Raw genomic sequence first — 23,677 nt, 5'->3', positions numbered from 1 at the left:
CGACGCGCGTGCCGATCACAGGACCGATATGCCCCGCCTGTTGACCTACAATGTCCACCGGTGCGTCGGCACGGATAGGCGTCTGGACGTGAACCGCATCGTCGGCGTCATCGCAGAGTACGAACCCGACATCGTCTGTCTTCAGGAACTCGATGTCGGTCGTGCACGCACGGGCATGGTCGATCAGGCCCAGTCGATCGCAGACGGCCTGTCGATGAGCGTCCACTTCAACGCCGCCATGCGGGTCGAGGCCGAGGAATACGGCGACGCGCTGCTGACCCGCTGGCCCGAGACCCTGATCCGAAAGGGTGCCCTGCCGACCATTCGGGGCATACCGGGGCTGGAGCCGCGCGGTGCGATCTGGGCCGCGATCGAGATCGACGGCGCGACGTTGAACGTCATCAACACCCATCTGGGCCTGGTGCCTCGCGAGCAGCGGCTTCAGGCGATGGCGCTGGCCGGCAAGGACTGGCTGGGCGATCCGCGCTGCACGGGGCCGACGATATTGACCGGCGATTTCAACGCGACATCGCTGACCCGGCCGTACCAGACCCTGACGCGGCGGCTGGCCGACTGTCAGAGGCAACTCGGACTGCGCAACACGGTGAAGACCTTCCCGTCGGGCTTTCCGGCCATCCGCATCGACCACGCCTTCGTCAGCCCGGAAATCAGGGTCACAGCCGTCACGGCCCCGTTCTCGCCGCTGGCCCGGATCGCCTCTGACCACCTGCCGCTGGTGATCGATTTCGAGATCGTGCGCTAGCGTTTGCCCAGCCGATCCAGCTGACCACCCTGGCCGCGCTGCGACGGATTGCGCCGCTTCCAAGGTCGCCAGGCATTGCTCGACGACGACGGATCCCCCAGCTGCCATTCGGCGATGAAGCGCTCGACCGCTGACGGCGGCGACGCGCCCAGCACCTCCATCCGGCCCGTGTCGAAGTCGACGATCGCGCGCCCGACCGAGCCCATCACCGCCTCCGCCGCCGCGAAGACCTCGGGCGTGATGCCCAGGAAATGGCTGATGGAGCGATGGCGGAAATCGCGGATCGCGGCGCGGCCGGCAGCGTCGGTCGGGGCGGCGGCGATATCGCACTCGGTGTCCAGCCCCATCGAGCGGTTGTTCAGATTGGTGGAGCCGATCCGCAGGGCCTCGTCGTCGATGACCGTCACCTTGGCATGGACGATGATCCGCGCTCCGCGACGGGTGCGCGGCGCGAAGGCGAAGAAGCGGTGGTTGTGGTCGGCCGCCTCCAGCCGGAACAGGACCTCCGACCGCGCCGTGTCCATGGTCATCTTGTCGAACCAGCTCGGTGAGTTGCCGGTCGAGACCAGCACGATCTCGGGTCCGTCGTCCTCGCACAGCCGCGCCGCCAGGGCCTCGGCGATGGCCGGAGAGGTAAAATACTGGTTCTCCATATAGATCAGTCGCTTCGCCCGCTTGATCGCCGCCAGGTGCAGGGCCTCGTTCTCGCGCACCTCGCCGCGTCCGCCCCATTTCGGCTCGGTGCGGGCAATGCCGATCGGAACGTCGCGCATGACCGGCTCGACGCCGTCGGGCCAGGGGTCGTTGTCGGTGACATCGGGGACGGTGCGTTCCCAGGTCGCCCTGAACCATCGCTCGCGGGCCAGGTCACCGAGCGCCCGCGCCGCCGCCCCGTCCATGACGCACATGGTTTCGTGCCGGGGGGCGCTGAACAGGCCCGAGGGCTGGCAGCGGCGGGGATCCTCGTCCAGGTGCTGATCGGAATCCCAGCGGTCGGTCGAGACGTCGCCGCCGCCGCAGAAGGCGATCCGGTCGTCGATGACCACGACCTTCTGGTGATGACAGGCACCGATCGGGCCCGGGCTGTCGAGGCGGAACTCGACCATCCGCTTCCTGAACCAGCGCTGGGCCTTGTGCGGATAGAAGCCTTGCGAGGCTGCGATCAGCAGCGGCGATTTCCAGATCAGCAGTCGGATATCGAGGTCGGGCCGGGACCGCACCAGCTTCCTGAGCTGATGCCCGATCTCGGCCTGCCGGTCGCCGGCCCGGGTCAGCGGGTCCAGCCGGGTGCGCGGATCGAACTGCCAACCCAGCAGGACGATCGACCTCTGGGCCTTGGAAATCGCCGAGGCCAGGGCGTCGAAATAGACGCCGTTCTCCATCAGCACCGCGAACCGATCAGCCGTCTCAACGCGCCAGACGGTGTCGCCCGGCCGCAGCAGGCTGTCCTTTTCGTCGGGTCGGGTCGTCGGCATGGATCGTCTATGCATGATTTCCGTGACAAGTGCCCCCGGTATCGCCAGGTCTGCGATCCCATGGGCTTCCGGTTGCCGAGCGCGTCGCCAACAATCGGTGATTTGTCTCGCGGCGAATTTGGGCGCATAAGCGAGCCCGTCGAGGGGTTGGAACAAGAGGCGAAGGGCGATGCAGGCGTTGATCGAATTGCTTGCCGGCTTCATCGCCCTGCTGGCCGCGGCCGCCCTGTCGCAGTTCGGCGTGGACATGCATCCGCCCAAGGCACCGGACCGCGAGGTCCATCGCATCCAGGACTGTCCGCCGTCCTCGGCGAATCCGGACTCGCAAAAGTCATCCTCACGCTGCTGAATCGCGTCGCGCGCTTTGCGGACGGGCGATGAGTCGTTAGGGTTCATTCGCTCCCGCGGGACTCCCCGGCCGCGGACGACGTGATCCGAGACCGACGCTTCATGAAATCCCGCCACCGGCCGCCGCTGAATCTGTCCGACCCCGAACCCACGGCGGTCGAGCCGACGCACGCGGCCGAAGCGTTCGACATGAATCTGCCTGTTGCCGATGAAGCGGTGTCACCCGAGCCGATCCCCGATCCTTCGCCGCCACCGCCCCTGTCGGAGCGTCGTCGCCGACGCCTGCTGGAGGAGCAACGCCAGGCCGATCTGCGCGCTGCCCGATCCGAACCCGACCTGCCGCCCGCCCCGCCGATCGAAGACCTCTCGCCCTATCCTGATCTGTCCCCGGCCGTGACGCCACAGTTCGCCGAGAGCGCTGAGGCACCACCGGTCGCCTTCGCGGAGGCCCCGCCGCCGACCGCGCCGGCGCCGTCCACGACCCGTGTCGCCCTGGAGCCTGTCGTCGGGGGTCGCCACGCCTATCTGATGGCCGGTCTGGCCTCGGCTCTCTGGGTCGGCGGGGTCGCGTCCTGGGCCGCCTATGAGTTCGGTTCGGGGGCCGCCTCGCTCGATCCCCTGCGCGTCGCCCTCTATGTGATGATCGCCCTGCTGCCCGCCGGGCTCGCCCTGATGCTGGCCCAGTCCGTGCGTCAGGGTGCCGGCCTGGCCGCCGAGACGCGCCGTGCCCGTAGTCTGGCCGAGGCCCTGGTCGCGCCGACGGCGCTCGCCGCGCAACAGACCGGACAGGTGCTGCTGACCCTGCGCAACGACATCGACCAGGCGGCCCTGGCCGCCGAGCGGGCCCGCAACGACCTGAGCCTGCTGCGCGAAGTCCTGGTCCAGGAGACCGGGCGGCTGAACGAGGCCGCCGAGGCGGCCGGTCGTACCGCGCGTCGCCTGTCCGAGACCCTGGGCCGTGAACGCGACCAGATGCAGACCCTGGGCCTGCACCTCGACACCCAGTCCGCCGGGGTGATCGACGCGGTCGAGCGTCAGTCGCGCATGGTGGTCGATGCGTCGGACTTGGCCCAGACCCAGTTGCGCGAGGCCGAAACGGCCTTGGCCGCCCGCGCCGCCGACCTCGCCGCCGCCGCCGTCGAGGCGCAGGACGCGGCCCGTCTGGCCGCAGACGATCTGGCCCGCCAGACCCTGCGGCTCGAGAACGCCGGCACCGGCGTTTCCGAACAGATCCAGTCGGTCGAAGAAGGCCTGAGCCAGCAGCGCGCCGCCCTGGTCACCGCCGCCTATGCCCTGCGGACCGATCAGGAGGACTTCTCCGCCCAGGTCGAAAGCCAGCGTGCCCAGCTGACCGAGCAGATCGACGCCGCTCGTGCGGTGACCGGCGAACTGGGCGACACTTCGGCCCGGTCGGCCGACGCCCTCAAGGATCTGGTCGAGGCGGCGACGGACCAGTTCCGCGCCCTGGTCGACATGTCCCAGCGCGAGGCCGACGGCTTCGACGCCGCCACCAAGGTCTCGCTCGACCGCTTCGAGGCCCTGGCGGCCGAGGCGCGCGAGACCCTGATTGAGGAAACCCGTCGGGCGCTGGACGCCCTCAAGGCCACCGCCGAAGACAGCCGGGCCGCCGCGGCCGATGCCGCCGCCCAGGCCCAGCTTCGCGCAGATCGCCTCGGCGAGGCCCTGTTCGACGCCGCCCAGAAGGCGGATCAGGCGGCCGATTCGCGCATCGAGGGCGCACGCCGCATCGTCGGCGAGACGGCCGGACTGGTGGACGAAGCCGGCCAGCGCGCGATCCAGAAGCTGGACCAGACCATGGACCGCATGATCGCGGCATTGGGACAGGTCGATGCCGCCATCTCCGATCTCGACGAACGCTCGGCGCGTCTCCCGGAAGAAGCCCGTGCCCGCGCCGAGGCCGTTCGCGCGACGGTCGAGGACGGTCTGGCCGCCCTCGCCGCCGCCTCGCGCAAGGCCGCCGAGGACACCGAGGCCCTGGACGTCGGCTTCCAGGAACGGGTGCGCCGCAACTACGACATGCTGACCGAGGCGGTTCGACTGATGGGCGTCGTCTCCGGCGAAACGCCCGCGTCACGCCGCGCCGCATCGCCGCCGGCCCTCACCTCGGACGAGCCGCGCCAGCGACCCGCTCGCGTGGACGAGGATCGCGGCTTCGGCCTGCGCGGGCGCCTGCGGCTCGAACCGACCGAGGATCAGACGCGGCGCGCTCCACCGGCGGCGACCCCCGACCGTCTCGACTGGAGCGATCTGGTCAGTGGCGGGGCCGAGCCCGAGGTGCCGCTGGACCTGGACCAGCCCGTCATGCCGTCCGACGCCGACGCCATGGCCGACCGGATCACCGCCGCCATCCGCCGCATGGGGGTCGATCCCAACGCCCTTTTGCCCCGCTCCCGGGTCGAGGAGGCCGCCGTGGCCTTCGCCGAGCGCGATCCCGACCGGGCACGCCAGATCGTTCGCCGCGTGGCACCCGCCGCCGTGCGCAGCGTCTCGCGCCGGGTGATGAGCGATCCCGAACTGCGCTCCGACGCCGAACGCTATGTCCGCGCCTTTTCCCAGAAGCTGTCGGGTTCTGCACGGACCGGTGATGCCTCCGGCGTGCTGGGGGCATTGGCGACCGACGCGGGCCGGGCCTTCATGCTTCTGGACGCGGCGGTCGGCGACCTGGCCTGATCGACGACGCGTCTTCGGGGTCACGCCCGGCCGGGGAGCGGGGCTGCGCGACCGCGAGGGGTTGACGCGCGTGTCCCTTTGCCGACACCTGTCGCCGACCGTCACATCTCTGTCACGAACCGCGCAGGTCCATGTCCTTCAGCCCGCCCACCAGGACTGATCGCCGCCCGACGCTGGCCGTCTGCGCCTATGATGTCGATGACGCCGACTGGGACGAGGGCCGCCAGACCGAGTCTCTGGGCTTCGGAGGCGGGGGCGTCAGATCGCTTCTGGTCGAGCCCGATTCACCCGATGTTCTGGCGACCAGCTTGCGGGCGCGTCTGATCGCCGGCGAGTGTCGCGGCCTTCTGTTGATCGGTCGCAACGCCCAGGCCGATCGTTTCCGGGTCCAGATGCGCGCCTCGAACCGCAACCTCGAGGGGTCGGGAAAGCTTTCCGGCACCGGCCCTTCGATCGCCCGGACCACGGCCCCCGTCGCCGAGATGGTGCGAGAGCTGAAGGACGCGGGGCTGGCCGCCGAAGCCAGTTCCGAGGGTGAGCACGATGTGGGCAGTTACCTGCTCTACGCCATCCTGACCGGCATGCCCGACGACCTGCCGACGCCGGCGATCGGTCTGCTGAGGGTGCCGCCCAGGGCGTCGCGACGCGACATGGCGCGCGGCGTCAGGATCGCGGCCAATGCCATGGCTCACGGCTTCTCGCCGATGCGCCGGTCCGGCCCGAACGCCGGCTAACGCCCGGCGACCAGGGTCACCCGGATCTGTTCACCCGTCACCGCGCGGGCCGCCCAGCTGGTCCCGACACCGCCGCTGACGATGGGCGTGCAATAGGCACCCGGTACGGGGATTGGCCGCCTCTGGCTGAAGCAGACCTGACCGTCACGGATCCGCCAGGTCCCGCTGGATCGACCGCCGCGCCGCCCCCGCCCTTCGTATCGTCCGCCGGGCTGAAGCCAGGTCCGGGCCGTACGTCCGTCAGGATAGGTCGAGACCAGGGTGTTTCCAAAGGCGGGGGAAAGGTCGGCGACCGTCGGCACCGATGCCTGGCTGACCAGGGCTGCCGCAAAAAACGCAATGGAAAGCATGCTGTTATCCTGACCGAGGTCAGACACTCGCTCCGATCACGGAGGATATCAAGCGCTTGGCTTCACTCCGACCGGAACTGCAGCCTGGCCAGCCGGGCATAGAGACCGCCCTGGGCGACCAGCTGGGCGTGGGTGCCTTCCTCTACGGCTCGGCCGTCTTCCATGACGACGATACGGTCGGCGCGCAGGACGGTGGCCAGCCGGTGGGCGATGACCAGGGTGGTGCGGCTCTGCATCGCCTGATCGAGAGCGACCTGCACCAGCCGCTCGTTCTCGGCGTCGAGCGCGCTCGTGGCCTCGTCCAGCAGCAGGATCGGCGCGTCCCGGACCAGGGCGCGGGCGATGGCGAGGCGCTGGCGCTGGCCGCCCGACAGGCTCTTGCCGCGTTCGCCCAGCGGCGTGGCGAACCCTTCGGGCAGGGCGTCGATGAACTGGAGCGCCTGGGCCTCTTCGGCGACGGCCCGGGCCTCGTCCTCGGTCGCATCCTCACGGCCGAAGCGGATGTTCTCCAGCGCCGAACCCGAGAACAGCGGGGCCTCCTGCGAGACCCATGCGAAACGGTTCCGCACCTCGACCGGATCGGCATTGCGTACATCGACGCCGTCGACCGAGACCAGGCCGCTCTGGGGATCGTAGAAGCGCAGCAGCAGCCGGAACACGGTGGACTTGCCGGCCCCCGACGGCCCGACCAAAGCTACCGTCTCGCCCGGCCGCACCGTCAGCGAAAACCCCTTCAGCGCGGGCAGGTCGGGGCGGCCCGGATAGGCGAAATCGACGGCCGACATCGACACCTCGCCGCGCGGCGGGCTGGGCAGGGCGACCGGATGGGCCGGGGCGGCGATACCGGGCTCTGACCGCATCAGTTCGTCGATGCGCGCCATGGCCCCCGAGGCCTTCTGGACATCGCCCCAGCTCTCGCCGATCGCGCCCACCGCCGCCGCGACGAAGACCGACAGCAGCACGAACTGCAACAGTGCACCCGGGCTCATCGCGCCCCGCACCACGTCCTGGGCCCCCAGCCAGAGCACCAGAGTGACGCCACCGAACATGACCACAATGACCAGGGCGGTCATCAGGGCGCGGGCCTTCATCCGGGTCAGGGAGACGGAGAAGGCCGCCTCGACCGCCTCGCCGAAGCGGGCGATGGCGCTTTTGACACGGCCAAAGGCCTGCACCGTCTCGATGGCATCGACGCTCTCTCCGGCGAAGCCGACGGCATTGGCGAACCGGTCCTGGGATTTCACCGTCAGTTTGCGGACCTCGCGTCCGAACAGGAAGACCGGGCCCAGCAGCACGGGCGCGATCAGCAGGACCAGGCCGGTCAGCTTGGGGCTGACCACGAACAGCATCCCGACGCCGCCCAGCAGGGTCAGGAAGTTGCGCAGGGCGAACGACACAGACGTCGTCAGCAGGGTCTCCACCAGGGCGATGTCGGTCGTCAGGCGGCTGAGCACCTCGCCGGTCCGCATGGAGGCATAGAAGGAGGGATCCAGCGTCAGGATGCGGCCGAACAGCCCGGTGCGCATGTCGGCGATCATCCGCTCGCCGGTCTTGGTCACATAGAAATAGCGGCTCGCCGAGGCGACGCCCAGAAACAGGGCGTTGGCCCCCAGGAACAGGAACCAGCGGTTGATGTCGGCCCCGCCGTTCTGGAATCCGTGGTCGATCGCGCCCCGCGCCGTGGCGGTCAGGCCCAGCGACGCCGCCGTGGACATCAGCAACCAGAAGACCGCGATCAGGGCGTCCATCCGGTGCTGCATCAGATACGGCAGCAGACGGCCGAGGGGGCGCACATCGCGGCGCTTCTCGCGCTTGCCGCCGGCCTCGCCCATCTGCTCGATCAACAGGGCACCGGCACCGGGTCGCCCCGCGACGGTTTCCGGGCCGGGAGCCGTGGGGGTGGGCGTCGTGGCATGCGTCATGGGCCGCCTCTTGCCCCGGAACGCCCCCCGGTGTAAACGCCGCCCTCTTCCCGCCGGAGCCTTCGGCGGGTTTTCTCATTTTCGCGCACAGACGGTCGGCATCGTCACCGCGCAGAGACCGGACGACGACCATGAAAGCGGACACGCACCCCGACTACCACTTCATCACCGTTACGCTGACGGACGGCTCGACGTATCAAACGCGTTCGACCTACGGCAAGGCGGGCGACACGCTGAACCTGGACATCGATCCCTCGACCCACCCGGCCTGGACCGGCGGCAACCAGCAGATGCTGGACCGCGGTGGCCGCGTCTCGCGCTTCAACAACAAGTTCGGCGGCTTCATCAAGAAGTAGGGCCGTCTCGACACGCAAGTGTCACCGCGACATCACGAAAGGCGCCGGTCTCGCGACCGGCGCTTTTTGTTTGCGCGCGATCCCTCTAACATGGCGCGGTCAGGCGCAAGGCGGGATGAGTCCGTTCGAGACCGCCGACGAACGGGTTTGAGCAGGCGACGATGAATCGACGGCAATTGGGTTTCGGGATCGCGACCAGCGCGATGGTCGCAGGTGCGGCCAACAGCGCGCACGCCTCCCAGTTCGGCCGACGCCGTCCGGCGACGCCGACACCGGCCCCTCAGACCGTGTCGGTCGGAAACCGCGACGCTTATACCGCGCAAATCTCGCGCCTGCCCGCCGCCCAGCAGAACGACGTCCGGGTCTTCTACGACCTGCAGGGTTGGAAGGCCGTCTGGACACCGCAACAGGTCCAGGCCCTGCAACGCGCCTCGCGCGGGGCCGAGAAGAACGGCCTGTCGGCGTCCGACTATTTCGATTTCGTCGGACTGGCCGCCGATCCCGACAGCGCGGACGTCCGCACGACCTCGGCCGCCATGGCCTATGCCCGCACCCTGTCCAACGGCCGCGTCTCGCCCGAGACGGTCGAGGATCTGTGGGAGATGGAAAAGAACGTCGTCGACCTGCCCACCGGCCTGTCGAACGCCCTGTCCCAGAACCAGTTGGCCCAATGGTACGACGGCCTGGCCCCCCAGGACATCGGCTATACCAACCTGTCGGCGGGCTATCTGCGCTATCGCCGCCTGAGCCGGAACGGCGGCTGGCCCGCCTTCCGTCCGGGGCCGGGCATCGAGCCGGGCCAGAGCGACAACCGCATCCCCGCCCTGATCGACCGGATGGTGGCCGAGGGCGACCTGACCGCCGCCGACGGCGCGCGTCTGAAGGCCGAGGGCCTGGTCTATGGGCCCGAACTTCAAACCGCCGTTCGCGGCTTCCAGTCCCGCCACGGCCTGCTGGCCGACGCCCGTATCGGCACGGGCACCCAGCGTTCGCTGTCGGCCTCAGCCGACGATCGCGCGCGCCAGATCGCGCTGAACCTGGAACGCCGTCGCTGGCTGAAGCGGACCCCGAGCCCGGAGCGGATCGAGGTCAACACCGCCGCCGCCATCATGGTCTACTGGAAGGAGGGCCGGCCGGTTCACTCCAACCGCGTGGTGGTCGGCAGCGCCGAGAACCAGACGCCGAGCCTCGAGAAGCCCTTCGCCTCGGTGGTCGCCAATCCGCCCTGGTATGTGCCCGCCGGGATCGCGCGTCGCGAAATCCTGCCGAACGGCCCCGCCTATCTGGCTGCCAGGAACATGTACATCCAGAACGGCCAGGTCATCCAGCGCGCCGGCCCCCAGGCAGCGCTTGGCTATGTGAAGTTCGAACTGCGCGACTCCTATGCGATCTTCCTGCACGACACCCCGTCGAAGGAGGCGTTCAACCTGGCCACCCGCCAGCGCTCGCACGGCTGCGTGCGGGTTCAGGGGGCGATCGACTTCGCCCGCCTGCTGCTGTCGCCGGACCCGACCCTGCTCAATCAGTTCAACACGGCGCTCGACAACCGCAACACCCAGCGCATCCAGACGGGCCGCGAGATCACGGTGCGGCTGCTCTACTGGACCGCCTTCGTCGACGGCCAGCAGCGCGTGGCCTTCCGCGAGGACGTCTACAAGCGCGACCAGAAACTGGCCGAGGCCCTGGGCATCGCGGTCACCCTGCCGGTGCCGGTCGATGACGGCGCGGCGGTCGCCCAGGACATCGGGCCGTAGGTCACGATCCCTCCCCGGTGACGGGGAGGGCCGTCGACTATTCCACCGTGCTGCCGCGCGTCTCTCCGACCCGCTGGGCCAGGGCCGCGCCCATGAAGGCGTCCAGGTCGCCGTCCAGAACCCCTTGCGTATCCGAGGTCTCGACCTCGGTCCTCAGATCCTTGACCATCTGATAGGGCTGCAGGACGTAGGAGCGGATCTGGTGACCCCAGCCGATGTCGGTCTTGGCGTCGGCCATGGCCTGGGCCGCGGCCTCGCGTCGCTGAAGCTCGAGCTCGTACAGACGGCCACGCAGCATCTTCCACGCCTGTTCGCGGTTCTGGTGCTGGGACCGGCCGGCCTGGCAGGCGACGACGGTGTTGGTCGGGATGTGCGTCAGGCGCACGGCCGAATCCGTCTTGTTGATGTGCTGACCGCCCGAGCCGGAGGCCCGATAGGTGTCGGTGCGGACGTCGGACGGATTGATGTCGATCTCGATCGTGTCATCCACGACCGGCGAGACCCCGACCGAGGCGAACGAGGTGTGCCGCTTGGCCGCCGCGTCATAGGGGCTGATGCGCACCAGCCGGTGGACGCCCGATTCGGACTTCAGCCAGCCATAGGCGTTCGGCCCCGTGACCAGAATGGTCGCCGACTTGATCCCGGCCTGGTCGCCGTCTTCCGACGCCTCCATCTCGACCTCATAGCCGTGGGCCTTGGCCCAGCGGGAATACATCCGCAGCAGCATCCCGGCCCAGTCGCAGCTCTCGGTGCCGCCGGCGCCGGAGTTCACTTCCAGATAGGCGTCATTGCCGTCGGCCTCGCCCGACAGCAAGGCCTCCAGTTCGGCGCGGGCGGCGCGGTCCTTGATGGCCTTGAGCTGGGCGCGTGCTTCTTCCAGCGTCGCCTCGTCGTCCTCCTCGTCGGCCATGTCGGCCAGCATGACGCCGTCCTCGAGCTCGGACTCCATCGCCTTGACGGTATTGATCTGGGCTTCGAGGCGGGCGCGGTCGCGACTGACGGCCTGGGCCTCGTCGGGGCGGTCCCACAGCGTCGGGTCCTCGACCCGCGCGTTCAGCTCATCGAGCTTTCTTAGAGCGACATCCCAGTCAAAGACGCCTCCTGAGCAGAGCGACGCTCTGCTCGATGTCGGCCTTCATGGCCTCGACATCCGGTCTCATCGCAAACTCCTGCGAGGTGGATTGGACGGGCGGAACGCCGCGTCGGATCGGTGGACATAGAGTGCGGCGGGCCAAAGGGGAAGCGGAACCCGCCCTCGGCGGCAACGCTTGAGGACAAGGCCTGCGAACCGGTCTATGCCGGTCGTCGCCAAACCACCGCCGGGACCGATCACTCAGACATGGCTCGCCGTCCTCCGCCCCGTGCCGACACTCTGGAAGCTGCCCTCGCCCAGGTCTTCGCGGCGCGCGACACCAAGGCCAGCTGGTTCGCCCTGACCGGGGGCGAGCCCCTGTTCAATGCGGGCGACGAGGCCGACAGCCTGTATCTGCTGCGGTCGGGGCGGCTGGGGGTGTTCCGAAACGAAGAGGGCCAGCCACCGCAGTTCCTGGGCGTCATCCGGCCCGGCGAACCGGTCGGCGAAATGGCGCTGATCGCCGGCACCGCCCATTCGTCCGACGTCGTGGCCCTGCGTGATTCCGAGATTCTGGCCCTGCCGCGCGACGTCTTCTTCGACGCCATCCGCACCCATCCCGAGGTCATGATCGAGCTGTCGCGGCTGATGCTGAGCCGGGCCCGCGAGCGCACCTCGGCCGGCGCGGAGCCCAGCGTGTTCGGCTTCGTCTCCGCCCGCCCCGGCCCGATCCGCGCCTTCGTCGAACGCGTCGCCGCCTGTATCGAGGCGCAAGGCTACACCTGTCAGGTCATCGACCAGACGGCCCTGAGTTCGGTGTCGGAGTGGTTCTCCCGCGTTGAGGACAGTCACGACTTCGTCCTCTATGTCGCCGAACAGGACGAGCCGTCCTGGGCCGCCCTGTGCGCCCGTCAGGTCGACCGGCTGTTCGTGGTCGGCAGCGCCCTGATGGCCCCACCGGCCAGGCTCGCTGCGCCGGCGTCTCCGGCCTGGCGCGGGGCCCAGTTCACCGACCTGATCCTGTTGCGCGATCCCCGCATGGCCATGCCGGCCAATACGGCCGCCTGGCTGGACGCCCTGAACCCGGGTCGCTGGTACCATGCGCGCGAGGGTCATGCCGAGGACGCGGCCCGGATCGCCCGGACCATCACCGGATCGTCGATCGGCCTGGTGCTGTCGGGCGGCGGGGCGCGGGCCTATGCCCATATCGGAGTGGTGCGCGCCCTGCATGAGGCCGGGGTGGTGCTCGACAGTTTCGGCGGGTCGTCGATGGGGGCGGTGGTCGCCGCCGGTCCCGCCCTGGGCTGGAGCGACGACGACCTGGAGGCGCGGATCAGGAAGGCCTTCGTGGTGTCCGATCCCCTTTCGGACATCTCGATTCCGCTGGTCGCCATGACCCGGGCGGGCAAGGTCGCGCGCCTGCTGGAAGAGGCCTACGGCGACATCGACATCGCCGACCTGCCGCTGCCGTTCTTTGCCGTATCGTCGAACCTGACGACGGGCCGGATCGAGGTTCATCGGCGAGGCCTTCTGCGCCGGGCCATGCGGGCCTCGATCTCGATCCCCGGGGTCATGCCGCCGGTGGTCATCAACGGCCAGGTCCTCGTCGACGGGGCGGTGCTCAAGAATTTCCCGACCGACGTGATGCGCCAGCTGAACGCAGGGCCCGTGATCGGATCCGACATGTCCCAGGCCCGGGGCGTCGATCCCGGTGCGCTGGAGAACCCGCCGTCCTGGTGGCGCTGGCTCCTGTCCGGCAAGTGGAAGGCTGGCCCGCCCATCGTCTCCATCCTGATGCGGTCGGCGACGATCACCTCCGACGCGGAGCTGGAACGGTCACGCCGGGACACCGACGTCCTGATCCTGCCCAGGCCGTCGGGGGCTGATATCCGCGACTGGAAGGTCTATGACCCCGTCGTCGCCGAGGGCCATGCGGCGGCCGTGGCGGTTCTCGAAGGACTGGAGGAGCCGATCGGTGCGATGCGGCGACGGCGGCCAAGGGCTGCGGCAGCGGCGGCGACGCCCGCGACGGGCGACACCTAGAGACGCCGACGCCGTTGATCTTCCACGCCCGGCCCGGCAAGGTCCGCCGCGTTCGTTTGTGGAGGTTGCCTTGCGTATTCCCGGTCTGATCCTTGCCCTGTCGCTGGCCCCGGTCACGGCCCAAGCCCAGACCGCCGCCGCCCCGGAACAAGCCGCCCTCCATGCCGTCGCCGCACAGGTCCAGCCCGAGCGGATGCGCGCCGACGTCACCGCCCTGGTCGGCTTCGGCACCCGCCACACGATGTCCGAAACGACCTCGGAGACGCGCGGTATCGGCGCCGCCCGCCGCTGGACCGAGCGTCAGTTCCGCGCCATCGGCGCCGACTGCGGCAACTGCCTCGAGATCGCCCTGCCGGCCGATACCGTCACCGGCCGCCGCGTCCCGACCCCGACCGAGGTTGTCGACGTCCTGGCCATCCAGAAGGGCACCGGCGACCCCAACCGCGTCATCATCATCTCGGGCCATATCGACAGCCGCGTCACCGACGTGATGAACGCCACCGCCGATGCGCCGGGTGCCAACGACGATGCCTCCGGTGTCGCCGCCGTGCTGGAGGCCGCCCGGGTCCTGTCGAAATCGAAGTTCGAGGCCACTCTGGTCTATGCTGTTCTGTCGGGCGAAGAGCAGGGGCTTCTGGGCGGCAAGATCCTGGCCGACTATGCCAAGACCCAGGGCTGGGTCGTCGAGGCCAATCTGAACAACGACATCGTCGGCAATTCGCAAGGCCAGTCGGGCGTCCGCGACACCACGCGCGTCCGCGTCTTCTCCGAGGGCACCAAGACCGTCGAGACGCCCGAACAGGCCGCCACCCGGCGCTACAACGGGGGCGAGGCCGACTCATCGTCTCGCAACCTGGCCCGGTTCGTCGACGGCATCGCCGACCGTTACCTGACCAATTTCGACGTCGAGATGATCTATCGCACCGATCGCTTCGGACGCGGCGGCGACCAGGTCGAGATGCTGCGCGCGGGTTTCCCCGCCGTCCGCATCACCGAGGGTGCCGAACACTATCACCACCAGCACCAGGATCTGCGGACCGAGAACGGCATCGTCTATGGCGACACGATCGAGTTCATGGACTTCGACTACCTGGGTCAGGTGGCCCGGCTGAACATCGTCAGCATGGCGGCGCTCGCCTCGGCGCCGTCCGTCCCGACCGGGGTGACCATCGCCGGCAACGTCTCGCCCGACACGACGGTCAGCTGGGCCGCCGTTCCCGGTGCGGCCGGCTACCGGGTCTGGTGGCGCTCGACCACCGCGCCGCAATGGACTTACAGCCGCTGGGCCGGGGAGGCCGCGTCGCTGGTGCTCAAGAACATTCCGATCGACGACTGGTTCTTCGGGGTCTCGGCGGTGTCGGCCGACGGCTATGAGAGCCCGATCGTCTTCCCGGGACCGGCGGGGGCCTTCGTGTCCGAGGCTCCTGCACCCGCCCCCGCGACCTGAGCCCCATGAGACAGCCCGTCCGCGTCGCCGTCCTGATCTCGGGGGCCGGCTCCAACATGGCCGCCCTCATCGATGCGGCCAAGGCCGATGGAGAGAGGGCAGGGGGCGCATCCCATGAGGTCGTGCTCGTCGTTTCCAACCGCCCCGATGCGGGTGGTCTGGCGATTGCGGCGTCCAAGGGCGTCACCACCCTCACCATCGATCACCGCCCGTTCGGCAAGGACCGCGAGGCCCACGAACGCGCCGTCCATGACGCCCTGATCCTGGCCGACGTCCAGGTCATCGCTCTGGCCGGTTACATGCGCATCCTGACGCCGTTTCTGGTGCGATCCTGGGCCGGTCGGATGCTGAACATCCATCCGTCCCTGCTGCCCCTCTATCCGGGCCTCGACACTCACGCCCGCGCCATCGCGGCCGGCGACGATGAAGCTGGCTGCACCGTCCACCTGGTCACCGACGGCGTCGACGAAGGCCCGATCCTGGGTCAGGCGCGCGTGCCGATCCTGGCGGGCGACACCGCAGAGACGCTGAGCGAGCGGGTGCGCGTGGCGGAACACGGGCTTTATCCGGCGATGCTGGGAGAGTTTTGCAAAGGTCGTTGACGCCTTGCCTTCTTCTCCCGCGCAGCGGGGGAAGTGGGCCGGCGCTTGCGAAGCAAACCAGGCTCGATGGGGGTAGTCCTCCTTCTACGCTCTGCGTCACACGACCCCCATCGTCGCTGGATCGCTTCGCGATCGACGCGACACTTCCCCCGCTGCGCGGGAGAAGATGCTGAAGGATTAGACTTTCGTAATCTTGCGGATTTCCCGGCGACAAACGCCGTTGTCAGGACCAGTCTCCGCGCCGATCTTTCAACAGGCGCTCCATGACCCGCAATTCCCTGCTTCTCGCCGCCACGGCTGCTCTCGCCCTGGTCGCCGCCGTCCCCGCCCTGGCTGAAATGCCCGGCACCCAGTCGCCCACCGCGCGTCCGGCCCATGCTGTCATCGGCGCCTGGGGCTTCGATCCCTCGACCATGGACCGTTCGGTTTCGCCGGGCGCGGACTTCGGCCGCTACGCCTCGGGCGGCTGGATGGACGCGACCACCATCCCCGCCGACCGCCCGTCCTGGAGCGTCGCCCACGTCCTGTATGACGAGAGCCAGCAGCAACTGAAGTCGATCATCGAGGACAGCGCCGCCAACCCGTCTTCGTCCCCCGAAGCCCAGCGCGTCGGCGACTTCTACGCCAGCTACATGAACGAAGCCCGGGTCGAGACCCTGGGCGTTCAGCCGCTCCAGCCCCAGCTCGCCGCCATCCGGGGCCTGACGAGCCGCGCCGACGTCGCCCGCTACATGGGCACCACCTTTGGCCGGCCTGGTGCCAGCCTGTTCGCCCTGGCCGTGTTCGAGGACCTGAAGGATCCCGACACCTCCAGCGCCTATATCGGCCAGGCGGGCCTGGGTCTGCCCGACCGCGACTATTATCTCGAGGCCGCCTTCGCCGAGAAGAAGGCCGCCTATCAGGCCTATGTGGCCCAGATGCTGACCATGATCGGCTGGCCTGAACCGACCAAGGCCGCCGCCGACATCGTCGCCTTCGAGACCGCCGTCGCCGAGAAATCCTGGACCAATGTCCAGACGCGTCAGCTCGACAAGATCTACAATCCCATGACTTTGGGTGAGCTCGCGGCCGCTGCCCCCGATTTCGACTGGGCCGCCTGGGCCGGGGCCGCCGGCCTGCCGACTGCCGCGCACACCGTCGTCACCGAGAACACCGCCGTGCCCGAACTGGCGCGCATCTTCGCCGCCACCAGTCTCGACACCCTGCGCGCCTATCAGGCCTTCCACCTGGTCGATCAGGCCGCCCCGACCCTGTCCAAGGCCTTCGTCGATGCCCGTTTCGCCTTCCGCGGCACGGTGCTGAACGGCACGACGGCCCAGCGTCCGCGCTGGAACCGGGCGGTCGCCGCCGTCGACGGTTCGCTGGGCGAGGCCTTGGGTAAGGAATACGTCCGCCGCCACTTCCCCGCCTCGTCCAAGACCGCGATGGAAGCCCTGGTCGGCAATCTGCGCGCCGCCATGACCGAACGGATCAAGCGCCTGGAATGGATGAGCGACGATACCAAGACCCAGGCGCTCTACAAGATGTCCAGGTTCGGGGTTAAGGTCGGCTATCCCGACGAATGGCGCAGCTATGACGGCCTGACGATCCGCGCCGACGACCTGTACGGCAACGTCGAACGCGCCGGTGCCTTTGAATGGGCCTTCCAGCTGTCGAAACTGGGCAAGCCGGTGAACCCGCTGGAGTGGGGCATGACGCCCCAGACGATCAACGCCTACTACAACCCGCCCCGCAACGAGATCGTCTTCCCGGCCGCCATCCTCCAGGCCCCGTTCTTCCACCCGGCCGCCGATCCGGCGGTCAACTATGGCGGCATCGGTGCCGTGATTGGCCACGAGATCACCCACGGTTTCGACGATCAGGGGCGCAAGGTCGACGGCGACGGAACCCTGCGTGACTGGTGGACGCCCGCCGACGGCGCGGCGTTCGACGCCCGGGCGAAGGTGCTGGGGGCCCAGTATGACGCGACCTTCCCGCTGCCGGGCGTTCCCGTGAACGGCGACCTGACCATGGGCGAGAACATCGCCGACCTGGGCGGGCTGCTGATGGCGCTGGACGCCTATCACCTGTCGCTGAACGGCCGGCCCGCACCCGTGATCGACGGCTTCACCGGCGACCAGCGCGTCTTTCTCGGCTGGGCCCAGGTCTGGCGCGAGAAGGCCCGCGACGCCGCTCTGCAACAGCAACTGGCCAGCGACCCACACTCCCCCGCCAGCGTCCGCGCCACCGTGCCGGTCCGCAACATCGAGGCCTGGTACGCAGCCTTCGGCGTCAAGCCCGGCGACGAACAGTATGTCGCGCCCGCCGCCCGCGCGGTGATCTGGTAGGGCCAGCCCCAGGTCCCTGGGCTAGAGCAGGCCGACCGGCCGAGAACCCAAGAAGAAAGGCCCCGGGATCGCTCCCGGGGCCTTTTGTCTTTCTCGACGTGACCGCTGCTAGTTCGGGCGACGCGGAGTGGTTGCTGCGCCAACAGCCGCGCCGGCCACGCCGCCGACGACGGTCGACTTCGTGTCGCCACCGATCACCTGACCGGCGACGGCACCGCCGATCGCGCCGGTCGCGGCGCGCTGTTCCATGGTCGTGCCGCAGGCGGCCAGCAGGGCCACGGCGCCGACGAGCGGGGCCATCTTGAGGATCGTCTTCATGGTCGAATCTCCAGTTTCGCTCGGGGAGGAAAGCGTACAGACCCAACGAAACGGCCCGCCCCCGGTTCCGGGGACGGGCCGTGAATGTCGGCTATCGCACCGTCGCGGCGCGATCCGGAACGTGATCAGCCGACGATGTCGGCGTCCGTGAAGAACTGGGCGATCTCGATCGCGGCGTTCTCGTCGCTATCCGAACCATGGACCGAGTTCTCGCCGATCGACAGGGCGAACAGCTTGCGGATCGTGCCGTCGGCGGCGTCCTTGGGGTTCGTCGCGCCCATGACTTCGCGATACTTGGCGACCGCGCCTTCGGCTTCCAGCACCTGGACCACGACCGGCTCGGCGATCATCTGGCTGACCAACTCACCGTAGAAGGGGCGTTCGGCGTGGACTTCGTAGAATTTCTTGGCCTGGGCCTCGGTCAGCTTGATGCGGCGCTGGCCGACGATGCGCAGTCCGGCATGTTCGATCACGGCGTTGATCGCGCCGGTCAGGTTGCGACGGGTCGCATCGGGCTTGATGATCGAGAAGGTGCGTTCGGTCATGGGAAGACTTCTTGTTCTGGAATGGGAAGGTGCGGGCTTATAGACGCGGGCCCCGCGCTTTCCAACCCGCAGAGATCAGCACGCGATCGCGCGGACGTGGCCGAGCGCTGCGTAAGCCAGAATGTCGCGATCTCTGGTGATCAGGGTCGCCCCTATCGCTCGCGCCGTCGCCGTGAGCAGGCGATCTGCCGGATCGGCGTTCAAGCCATCCGGCAAGTAGGCGGCAGCAATGCCGATCTCGACCGTCAGGGGGGTTAGCCTGGCATCGAGCCCCGTCATTACGTCGCGAAACCAGATGGTCGCATCCGGCAGGAAGTCGATGCTTCGTCGCCGGTTGGACGGCCTGCTGATGTTGCCCACTTCCCACGCGGATACCGGTGAGACGAAAAGGCGTCGCTGATTGGCACTGCTGGCCAGGGCCTGCATCGCCTCATCTCGAAATGGCATGTCGTTCGCCAGATAGATCAGCGCATTGGTATCGAGCAGGACCGATACGTCGATATCAGTCAATGATCCCCTGCTCCGCATCGAGTGGCCCGATGTCCATCGGAGCGGTGAAGTCGAAGCCAGACGGCGCGATCATCCTGCCCTTCATCGACGCATGAAGCTTGCGAAGATCGAAGGCGGGCGAATATTCGGGCTGCCGGACGACGGCGGCGTCCTTGCCTCTTTTGGTGATCGTCACCTTGCGCAGAGCGCCGGATTGGACGCGATCGATCAGGTCAAGGCACTTGGCCTTGAACTCCGTGGCCGTTATGACGACCTCGCCCGTGATCTGGTCATGTGTCATGACCGGTCATATTGAACTGACCACTTCAGACGTCAAGTACCCCTCCCATGCTCCAGATCACCGACCTGACGTTCAACGCCTGGGGCCGCAAATTCCTTGTGGACGCCTCCGTCAGCCTGCCGCCGGGCTCCAAGGTCGGGCTGGTGGGCCGCAACGGCATCGGCAAGTCCACCCTGTTCAAACTGATCCTGGGCGAGCTTCAGGCCGGCGGCGACGAGATCAGCCTGCCCAAGACCGCCCGCATCGGCTCGGTCGATCAGGAACACCCGGCGACCCCCGTCAGCGTGCTGGACACCATCCTCGAGGCCGACGTCGAGCGTCACACCCTGCTGGGCCGTCTCGAAACCGCCGAGCCCGAGGAGATGGGCGAGATCTGGTCGCGCCTGATCGAGATCGACGCCGACGCCGCGCCCGCGCGCGCCTCCGAAATCCTCGTCGGCCTCGGCTTCGATCAGGAGAACCAGCAGCGGCCGATGTCGGAGTTCTCGGGCGGCTGGCGGATGCGCGTCGCCCTGGCCGCCGCCCTGTTCGCCGAGCCGGACATGCTGCTGCTCGACGAACCGACCAACTATCTCGATCTGGAAGGGGCCCTGTGGCTGGAAGCGCGGCTGAAGAAATACCCGCACACCGCCCTGATCATCTCCCACGACCGCGAGATGCTGAACGAGGTCTGCACCCACATCCTGCACCTCGCGAACCACAATCTGACCCTCTACACGGGCAACTACGACCAGTTTGAACAGGCCCGCGCCGAGAAGGCACGCCTGCAGCTGTCGGCCAAGGCCAAGCAGGACGCCGAACGCGCCCACCTCCAGGCCTTTGTCGACCGCTTCAAGGCCAAGGCCTCAAAGGCCGCCCAGGCCCAGTCGCGCATGAAGCGTCTGGCCAAGATGCAGCCGGTCTCGACGACGATCGAGGAACGCGTCGCCCCCTTCACCCTGCCGTCCCCGCCGCGCCCGCTGGCGCCGCCGCTGATCCGGCTGGAGCGGGCCAACGTCGGCTATGACACCGGCAAGCCGATCCTGCGCAATCTGAACCTTCGCATGGACCTGGACGACCGCATCGGCCTGCTGGGCGTCAACGGCGCCGGCAAGTCGACCTTCGCCAAGATGATCGCCGGGGCCCTCAAGGTCTCCGAAGGCGAACTGCATCGCGACAAGAAGATGCGCGTCGGCTGGTTCCACCAGCACCAGATCGAGGCCATGGACCCCACCGACACCCCGCTGGAGATCATCCGCCGCGCCATGCCCGACGGGTCCGAAGCCGCCCGGCGTTCCAAACTGGCCCAGTTCGGTCTCGGCTACGAGAAGCAGGAAACCACGGTCGACAGCCTGTCCGGCGGCGAGCGCGCGCGCCTGTTGCTGAACATGGTGGCCATGGACGCGCCCCACGTCCTGATCCTCGACGAACCGACCAACCACCTGGACATCGACAGCCGCCGGGCCCTGCTGGATGCGCTGAACGACTATTCCGGCGCCGTCATCCTGATCACCCACGACCGGTCGTTGATGGAGATGGTCGCCGACCGGCTGTGGCTCGCCGCGGACGGCACGGTCAAACCCTATGACGGCGACATGGACGACTACGCCAAATTCGTCCTCGACCGCGCCAAGGCCGCCTCGGCCAAGCCCAGCCAGATCAAGAAGGAAGAGACCGCCGCCGCGCCCTCTCAAGGGGGTGGGGGGCAGAACAACAAGGGCAAGAAGTACGACAAGAAGTCGGGCCCGTCACCATCCACCCTGCGTCACGGCGTAAAGAAAGCCGAGGAGCGGATGGCCCAGCTGACCGCAGAGATCGCCCGCATCGACGACGACATGGCCAACGCCGCCTTCTCGAACCCCAAGGCCCTCGAAGGCCTGACCCGCGCCCGCGCCAAGACCCAGTCCGACCTCGACGCCGCCGAACAGGCCTGGATCGCCGCCGAGGAAGCCTTGGCCGAGGTCAGCTGACTTCTCCTCCCCGTGCGCAGCATGGGGAGGTGGCGCGGCGCCTCTTGCGCCGTGATGGAGGGGGCGACACGCTCTCAACGATCAGCCTGCGGAGCCCCTCATGAAACCCATCGCCTTCTCGAAAGAAGAACTGCGCGACATGGTCCGTCGCCTCCAGGCCTATTTCGCCGACGAGCTCGAGACCGATCTCGGCGTCCTGCCGGCCGAGATGCTGATCGCCTTCATCGCCCGCGACCTGGGACCCGCCTTCTACAACCGCGGCCTCTACGACGCCCAGACCCTGATCGCCGCCAAGGCCGAGGAGACGGTCGAGGCCATCTATGGCCTGGAGCAGAAGCCGGGCGGGCGCTGACGCCTACGCCTGGACGCGTTCGCCGTCTTCCTTGGTGAAACCCCGTACCGGATTGTCGAGCAGGTCGAACACCTGTTCCGACGGACGACACAGCCTGACCCCCTTGGCCGTCGCCACGATGGGCCGGTTGACGATTACGGGGTGGGCCACCATCGCCTCCAGAATCGCGTCGTCGCTGACCCCTTCGTCGCGCAGGCCCAGGTCCGCCGTCGGTGTTCCCTTGTCGCGGATGCAGGCGCGCAGCGGCTCTCTCGCGCGGTCCGCCAGCGAGCGTAGGAGCTCCGGCGTCCAGCCGACCTTCAGATACTCCACAACGACCGGCTCATCCCCGGACGCCCGGATCATGGCCAGGGTGTTGCGCGACGTCCCGCAGTCGGGGTTGTGATAGATCGTCACCGTCATCGTATCGCTCCGTTATGGACCCGCCGCACCGCCGCGCCGGCCTCGTACCAACCCTTTGACCGGTTCACGATGGCGACCACGGTCAGCATCACCGGCACCTCGACCAGCACCCCGACCACGGTTGCCAGGGCGGCCCCCGATCCGATGCCGAACAGGCTGATCGCCGCCGCCACCGACAGTTCGAAGAAATTGCTCGCGCCGATCAGGGCCGAGGGCCCCGCCACGCAATGCTGCTCGCCCGTCGCCCGGTTGAGCAGATAGGCCAGCCCGGCGTTGAAATAGACCTGGATCAGGATCGGCACGGCCAGCAGGGCGATGACCAGGGGCTGGGCCAGCAGCTTTTCGCCCTGGAACCCGAACAGCAGAATCAGCGTCGCCAGGAGGGCCACCAGCGACAGCGGCTGAAGCCCCTTCAACGCCCGCTCCAGCCCGCCTTCGGTCTGCAACAGGATGGCCCTCAGGCCCTGGGCGATCACCACGGGCACGACGATATAGAGCAGCACCGACAGGCCCAGCGTCGACCACGGCACGACGATGGCCGACAACCCCAGCAACAGCCCGACGATCGGCGCGAAGGCCACGATCATGATGGCATCGTTGAGCGCCACCTGGGACAGGGTGAAGTTGGCACTGCCTCGCGTCAGATTGCTCCAGACGAACACCATGGCGGTACAGGGCGCGGCGGCCAGCAGGATCAGGCCAGCGACATAGCTCTCGATCTCGTCGGCGGGCAGGAGAGGGCGGAACAGGACCGCCAGGAACAGCCAGGCCAGCAGCGCCATCGAGAACGGCTTCACCGCCCAGTTGATGAACAGGGTGACGCCGATGCCGCGCCAGTGCTGACCGACCTCGCGCAAAGCGGTGAAATCGACCCGCAAAAGCATGGGAATGATCATCAGCCAGACGAGGATTGCGACCGGCAGGTTGACCGACGCGACCTCCATCCGACCCAGGGCCGCGAAGGCATCGGGCGCCAGGGCCCCCAGGCCGACTCCCACCACGATGCAAAGCATGACCCAGACGGTCAGATACCGTTCGAAGACCGACATCAGTTCCGCGCCCCCGCGCCTTGCGGCGGACAGCAGCTCACCCTGTCCAGCACCACGCCCAGCGGCGAACAGACGTCGGGCGAGCCTTCGCAGCAGTCCTCGACCAGAAAGGCGATCAGGTCGGTCATCCGACCGAAGTCGGCGGCATAGATGATCGACCGACCCTCGCGGCTGGACGTCGTCAGGCCCGCCCGCGTCAGCACGGCCAGATTGTTGGACAGGGTGCTGCCCATCATCCCGACCGCCTCGCCCAGCCGGCCCGCCGCCAGCCCTTCAGGTCCGGCCCGCACCAGCGCCCGAAAGATCGCCAGCCGTCCCTCGTGCGCGAGCGCCGCCAGGGCCTCGATGCCATGCTTCATTTCCATGCTTCACGAATAGACGAAATATG

Annotated in this window: 23 protein-coding genes; 12 read left to right on the top strand and 11 right to left on the bottom strand. The window is 68.3% G+C overall.

Features of this window, described 5'->3' with window-relative positions; genetic code table 11:
• The first annotated feature begins 28 nt into the window (after positions 1-28).
• A complete protein-coding gene (locus O5K39_RS18180) occupies positions 29-763 on the top strand; it encodes an endonuclease/exonuclease/phosphatase family protein (protein ID WP_271145009.1) in 735 nt (244 codons plus the stop codon).
• On the opposite strand, the gene O5K39_RS18175 is transcribed toward O5K39_RS18180, so the two are convergent.
• A complete protein-coding gene (locus O5K39_RS18175; RefSeq protein WP_271145008.1) occupies positions 760-2,238 on the bottom strand; it encodes a phospholipase D-like domain-containing protein in 1,479 nt (492 codons plus the stop codon). The genes O5K39_RS18180 and O5K39_RS18175 overlap by 4 nt on opposite strands.
• A gap of 169 nt (positions 2,239-2,407) precedes the next feature.
• Here O5K39_RS18175 and O5K39_RS18170 point away from each other — a divergent pair, with 169 nt between their 5' ends.
• The 3 genes from O5K39_RS18170 to O5K39_RS18160 all read left to right on the top strand — a co-directional run bounded on the left by O5K39_RS18170 (position 2,408) and on the right by O5K39_RS18160 (position 6,011).
• Positions 2,408-2,587, top strand: coding sequence for a hypothetical protein (locus tag O5K39_RS18170; RefSeq protein WP_271145007.1), 180 nt, complete (start codon positions 2,408-2,410; stop codon positions 2,585-2,587).
• A 101-nt stretch (positions 2,588-2,688) separates the two neighbouring features.
• Positions 2,689-5,277, top strand: coding sequence for a tipN (locus O5K39_RS18165; protein ID WP_271145006.1), 2,589 nt, complete (start codon positions 2,689-2,691; stop codon positions 5,275-5,277).
• A 131-nt stretch (positions 5,278-5,408) separates the two neighbouring features.
• The gene (locus O5K39_RS18160; protein WP_271145005.1) at positions 5,409-6,011 is read left to right on the top strand and encodes a hypothetical protein; all 603 of its coding nucleotides are present in this window, start codon (positions 5,409-5,411) and stop codon (positions 6,009-6,011) included.
• On the opposite strand, the gene O5K39_RS18155 is transcribed toward O5K39_RS18160, so the two are convergent.
• On the bottom strand, positions 6,008-6,361 hold the full coding sequence (locus O5K39_RS18155) for a hypothetical protein (protein ID WP_271145004.1): 354 nt from the start codon (positions 6,359-6,361) through the stop codon (positions 6,008-6,010). The genes O5K39_RS18160 and O5K39_RS18155 overlap by 4 nt on opposite strands.
• Before the next feature lie 62 nt (positions 6,362-6,423).
• Positions 6,424-8,283, bottom strand: coding sequence for an ABC transporter transmembrane domain-containing protein (locus O5K39_RS18150; RefSeq protein WP_271145003.1), 1,860 nt, complete (start codon positions 8,281-8,283; stop codon positions 6,424-6,426).
• 131 nt (positions 8,284-8,414) lie between these two features.
• On the opposite strand from O5K39_RS18150, the gene rpmE reads away from it, so the two are divergent.
• Positions 8,415-8,639, top strand: a complete 225-nt coding sequence (rpmE, locus tag O5K39_RS18145; protein WP_271145002.1) for a 50S ribosomal protein L31 — start codon at positions 8,415-8,417, stop codon at positions 8,637-8,639.
• Positions 8,640-8,800: 161 nt separating this feature from the next.
• Positions 8,801-10,393: a L,D-transpeptidase family protein gene (locus O5K39_RS18140; RefSeq protein WP_271145001.1), complete on the top strand. Its 1,593-nt coding sequence runs from the start codon at positions 8,801-8,803 to the stop codon at positions 10,391-10,393.
• A 37-nt stretch (positions 10,394-10,430) separates the two neighbouring features.
• On the opposite strand, the gene prfB is transcribed toward O5K39_RS18140, so the two are convergent.
• A protein-coding gene (gene prfB, locus O5K39_RS18135; protein WP_271145000.1) for a peptide chain release factor 2 occupies positions 10,431-11,553 on the bottom strand; the annotation gives its coding sequence in 2 pieces (ribosomal slippage) (positions 10,431-11,483 and positions 11,485-11,553; 1,122 coding nt in all).
• 179 nt (positions 11,554-11,732) lie between these two features.
• On the opposite strand from prfB, the gene O5K39_RS18130 reads away from it, so the two are divergent.
• The 4 genes from O5K39_RS18130 to O5K39_RS18115 all read left to right on the top strand — a co-directional run bounded on the left by O5K39_RS18130 (position 11,733) and on the right by O5K39_RS18115 (position 17,884).
• The gene (locus O5K39_RS18130) at positions 11,733-13,508 is read left to right on the top strand and encodes a patatin-like phospholipase family protein (RefSeq protein WP_271144999.1); all 1,776 of its coding nucleotides are present in this window, start codon (positions 11,733-11,735) and stop codon (positions 13,506-13,508) included.
• 70 nt (positions 13,509-13,578) lie between these two features.
• Entirely contained in the window at positions 13,579-14,955 is a 1,377-nt protein-coding gene (locus O5K39_RS18125; protein ID WP_271144998.1) for a M20/M25/M40 family metallo-hydrolase, read from the top strand.
• Between the two features lie 5 nt (positions 14,956-14,960).
• Positions 14,961-15,557, top strand: coding sequence for a phosphoribosylglycinamide formyltransferase (purN, locus tag O5K39_RS18120; protein ID WP_271144997.1), 597 nt, complete (start codon positions 14,961-14,963; stop codon positions 15,555-15,557).
• Between the two features lie 263 nt (positions 15,558-15,820).
• Positions 15,821-17,884 carry a M13-type metalloendopeptidase gene (locus O5K39_RS18115; RefSeq protein ID WP_271144996.1) on the top strand — a complete coding sequence of 688 codons (2,064 nt, stop codon included), beginning with the start codon at positions 15,821-15,823 and terminating at the stop codon, positions 17,882-17,884.
• 108 nt (positions 17,885-17,992) lie between these two features.
• Here the strand turns inward: O5K39_RS18115 and O5K39_RS18110 are convergent, their stop codons facing one another.
• From O5K39_RS18110 to O5K39_RS18095, 4 genes are all read right to left on the bottom strand, one after another.
• A complete protein-coding gene (locus O5K39_RS18110) occupies positions 17,993-18,202 on the bottom strand; it encodes a glycine zipper 2TM domain-containing protein (RefSeq protein WP_271144995.1) in 210 nt (69 codons plus the stop codon).
• Positions 18,203-18,327: 125 nt separating this feature from the next.
• Positions 18,328-18,747 (bottom strand): nucleoside-diphosphate kinase, encoded by a 420-nt coding sequence (gene ndk / locus O5K39_RS18105; RefSeq protein ID WP_271144994.1) that lies wholly within the window; start codon positions 18,745-18,747, stop codon positions 18,328-18,330.
• Positions 18,748-18,822: 75 nt separating this feature from the next.
• Positions 18,823-19,257: a type II toxin-antitoxin system VapC family toxin gene (locus O5K39_RS18100; RefSeq protein WP_271144993.1), complete on the bottom strand. Its 435-nt coding sequence runs from the start codon at positions 19,255-19,257 to the stop codon at positions 18,823-18,825.
• A complete protein-coding gene (locus O5K39_RS18095) occupies positions 19,250-19,537 on the bottom strand; it encodes a type II toxin-antitoxin system prevent-host-death family antitoxin (RefSeq protein ID WP_271144992.1) in 288 nt (95 codons plus the stop codon). The genes O5K39_RS18100 and O5K39_RS18095 overlap by 8 nt, the downstream gene beginning before the upstream one ends.
• Positions 19,538-19,584: 47 nt before the next feature.
• Between O5K39_RS18095 and O5K39_RS18090 the strand changes: the two genes are divergently transcribed.
• Both O5K39_RS18090 and O5K39_RS18085 read left to right on the top strand, forming a co-directional pair.
• Positions 19,585-21,486: an ABC-F family ATP-binding cassette domain-containing protein gene (locus tag O5K39_RS18090; protein ID WP_271144991.1), complete on the top strand. Its 1,902-nt coding sequence runs from the start codon at positions 19,585-19,587 to the stop codon at positions 21,484-21,486.
• 100 nt (positions 21,487-21,586) lie between these two features.
• A complete protein-coding gene (locus O5K39_RS18085; RefSeq protein WP_271144990.1) occupies positions 21,587-21,838 on the top strand; it encodes a DUF2164 domain-containing protein in 252 nt (83 codons plus the stop codon).
• Positions 21,839-21,841: 3 nt separating this feature from the next.
• Here the strand turns inward: O5K39_RS18085 and arsC are convergent, their stop codons facing one another.
• From arsC to O5K39_RS18070, 3 genes are read right to left on the bottom strand one after another with little or no spacing between them, the layout of a single operon-like run.
• The gene (gene arsC / locus O5K39_RS18080) at positions 21,842-22,240 is read right to left on the bottom strand and encodes an arsenate reductase (glutaredoxin) (protein WP_271144989.1); all 399 of its coding nucleotides are present in this window, start codon (positions 22,238-22,240) and stop codon (positions 21,842-21,844) included.
• The gene (gene arsB / locus O5K39_RS18075; RefSeq protein WP_271144988.1) at positions 22,237-23,289 is read right to left on the bottom strand and encodes an ACR3 family arsenite efflux transporter; all 1,053 of its coding nucleotides are present in this window, start codon (positions 23,287-23,289) and stop codon (positions 22,237-22,239) included. The genes arsC and arsB overlap by 4 nt, the downstream gene beginning before the upstream one ends.
• Entirely contained in the window at positions 23,289-23,648 is a 360-nt protein-coding gene (locus O5K39_RS18070) for a helix-turn-helix transcriptional regulator (protein WP_348637118.1), read from the bottom strand. The genes arsB and O5K39_RS18070 overlap by 1 nt, the downstream gene beginning before the upstream one ends.
• Positions 23,649-23,677 lie beyond the last annotated feature (29 nt).

The sequence above is a fragment of the Brevundimonas sp. NIBR10 genome (assembly GCF_027912515.1).
Taxonomy (GTDB): domain Bacteria; phylum Pseudomonadota; class Alphaproteobacteria; order Caulobacterales; family Caulobacteraceae; genus Brevundimonas.
This window is presented reverse-complemented; position numbering and strand designations above follow the sequence as displayed.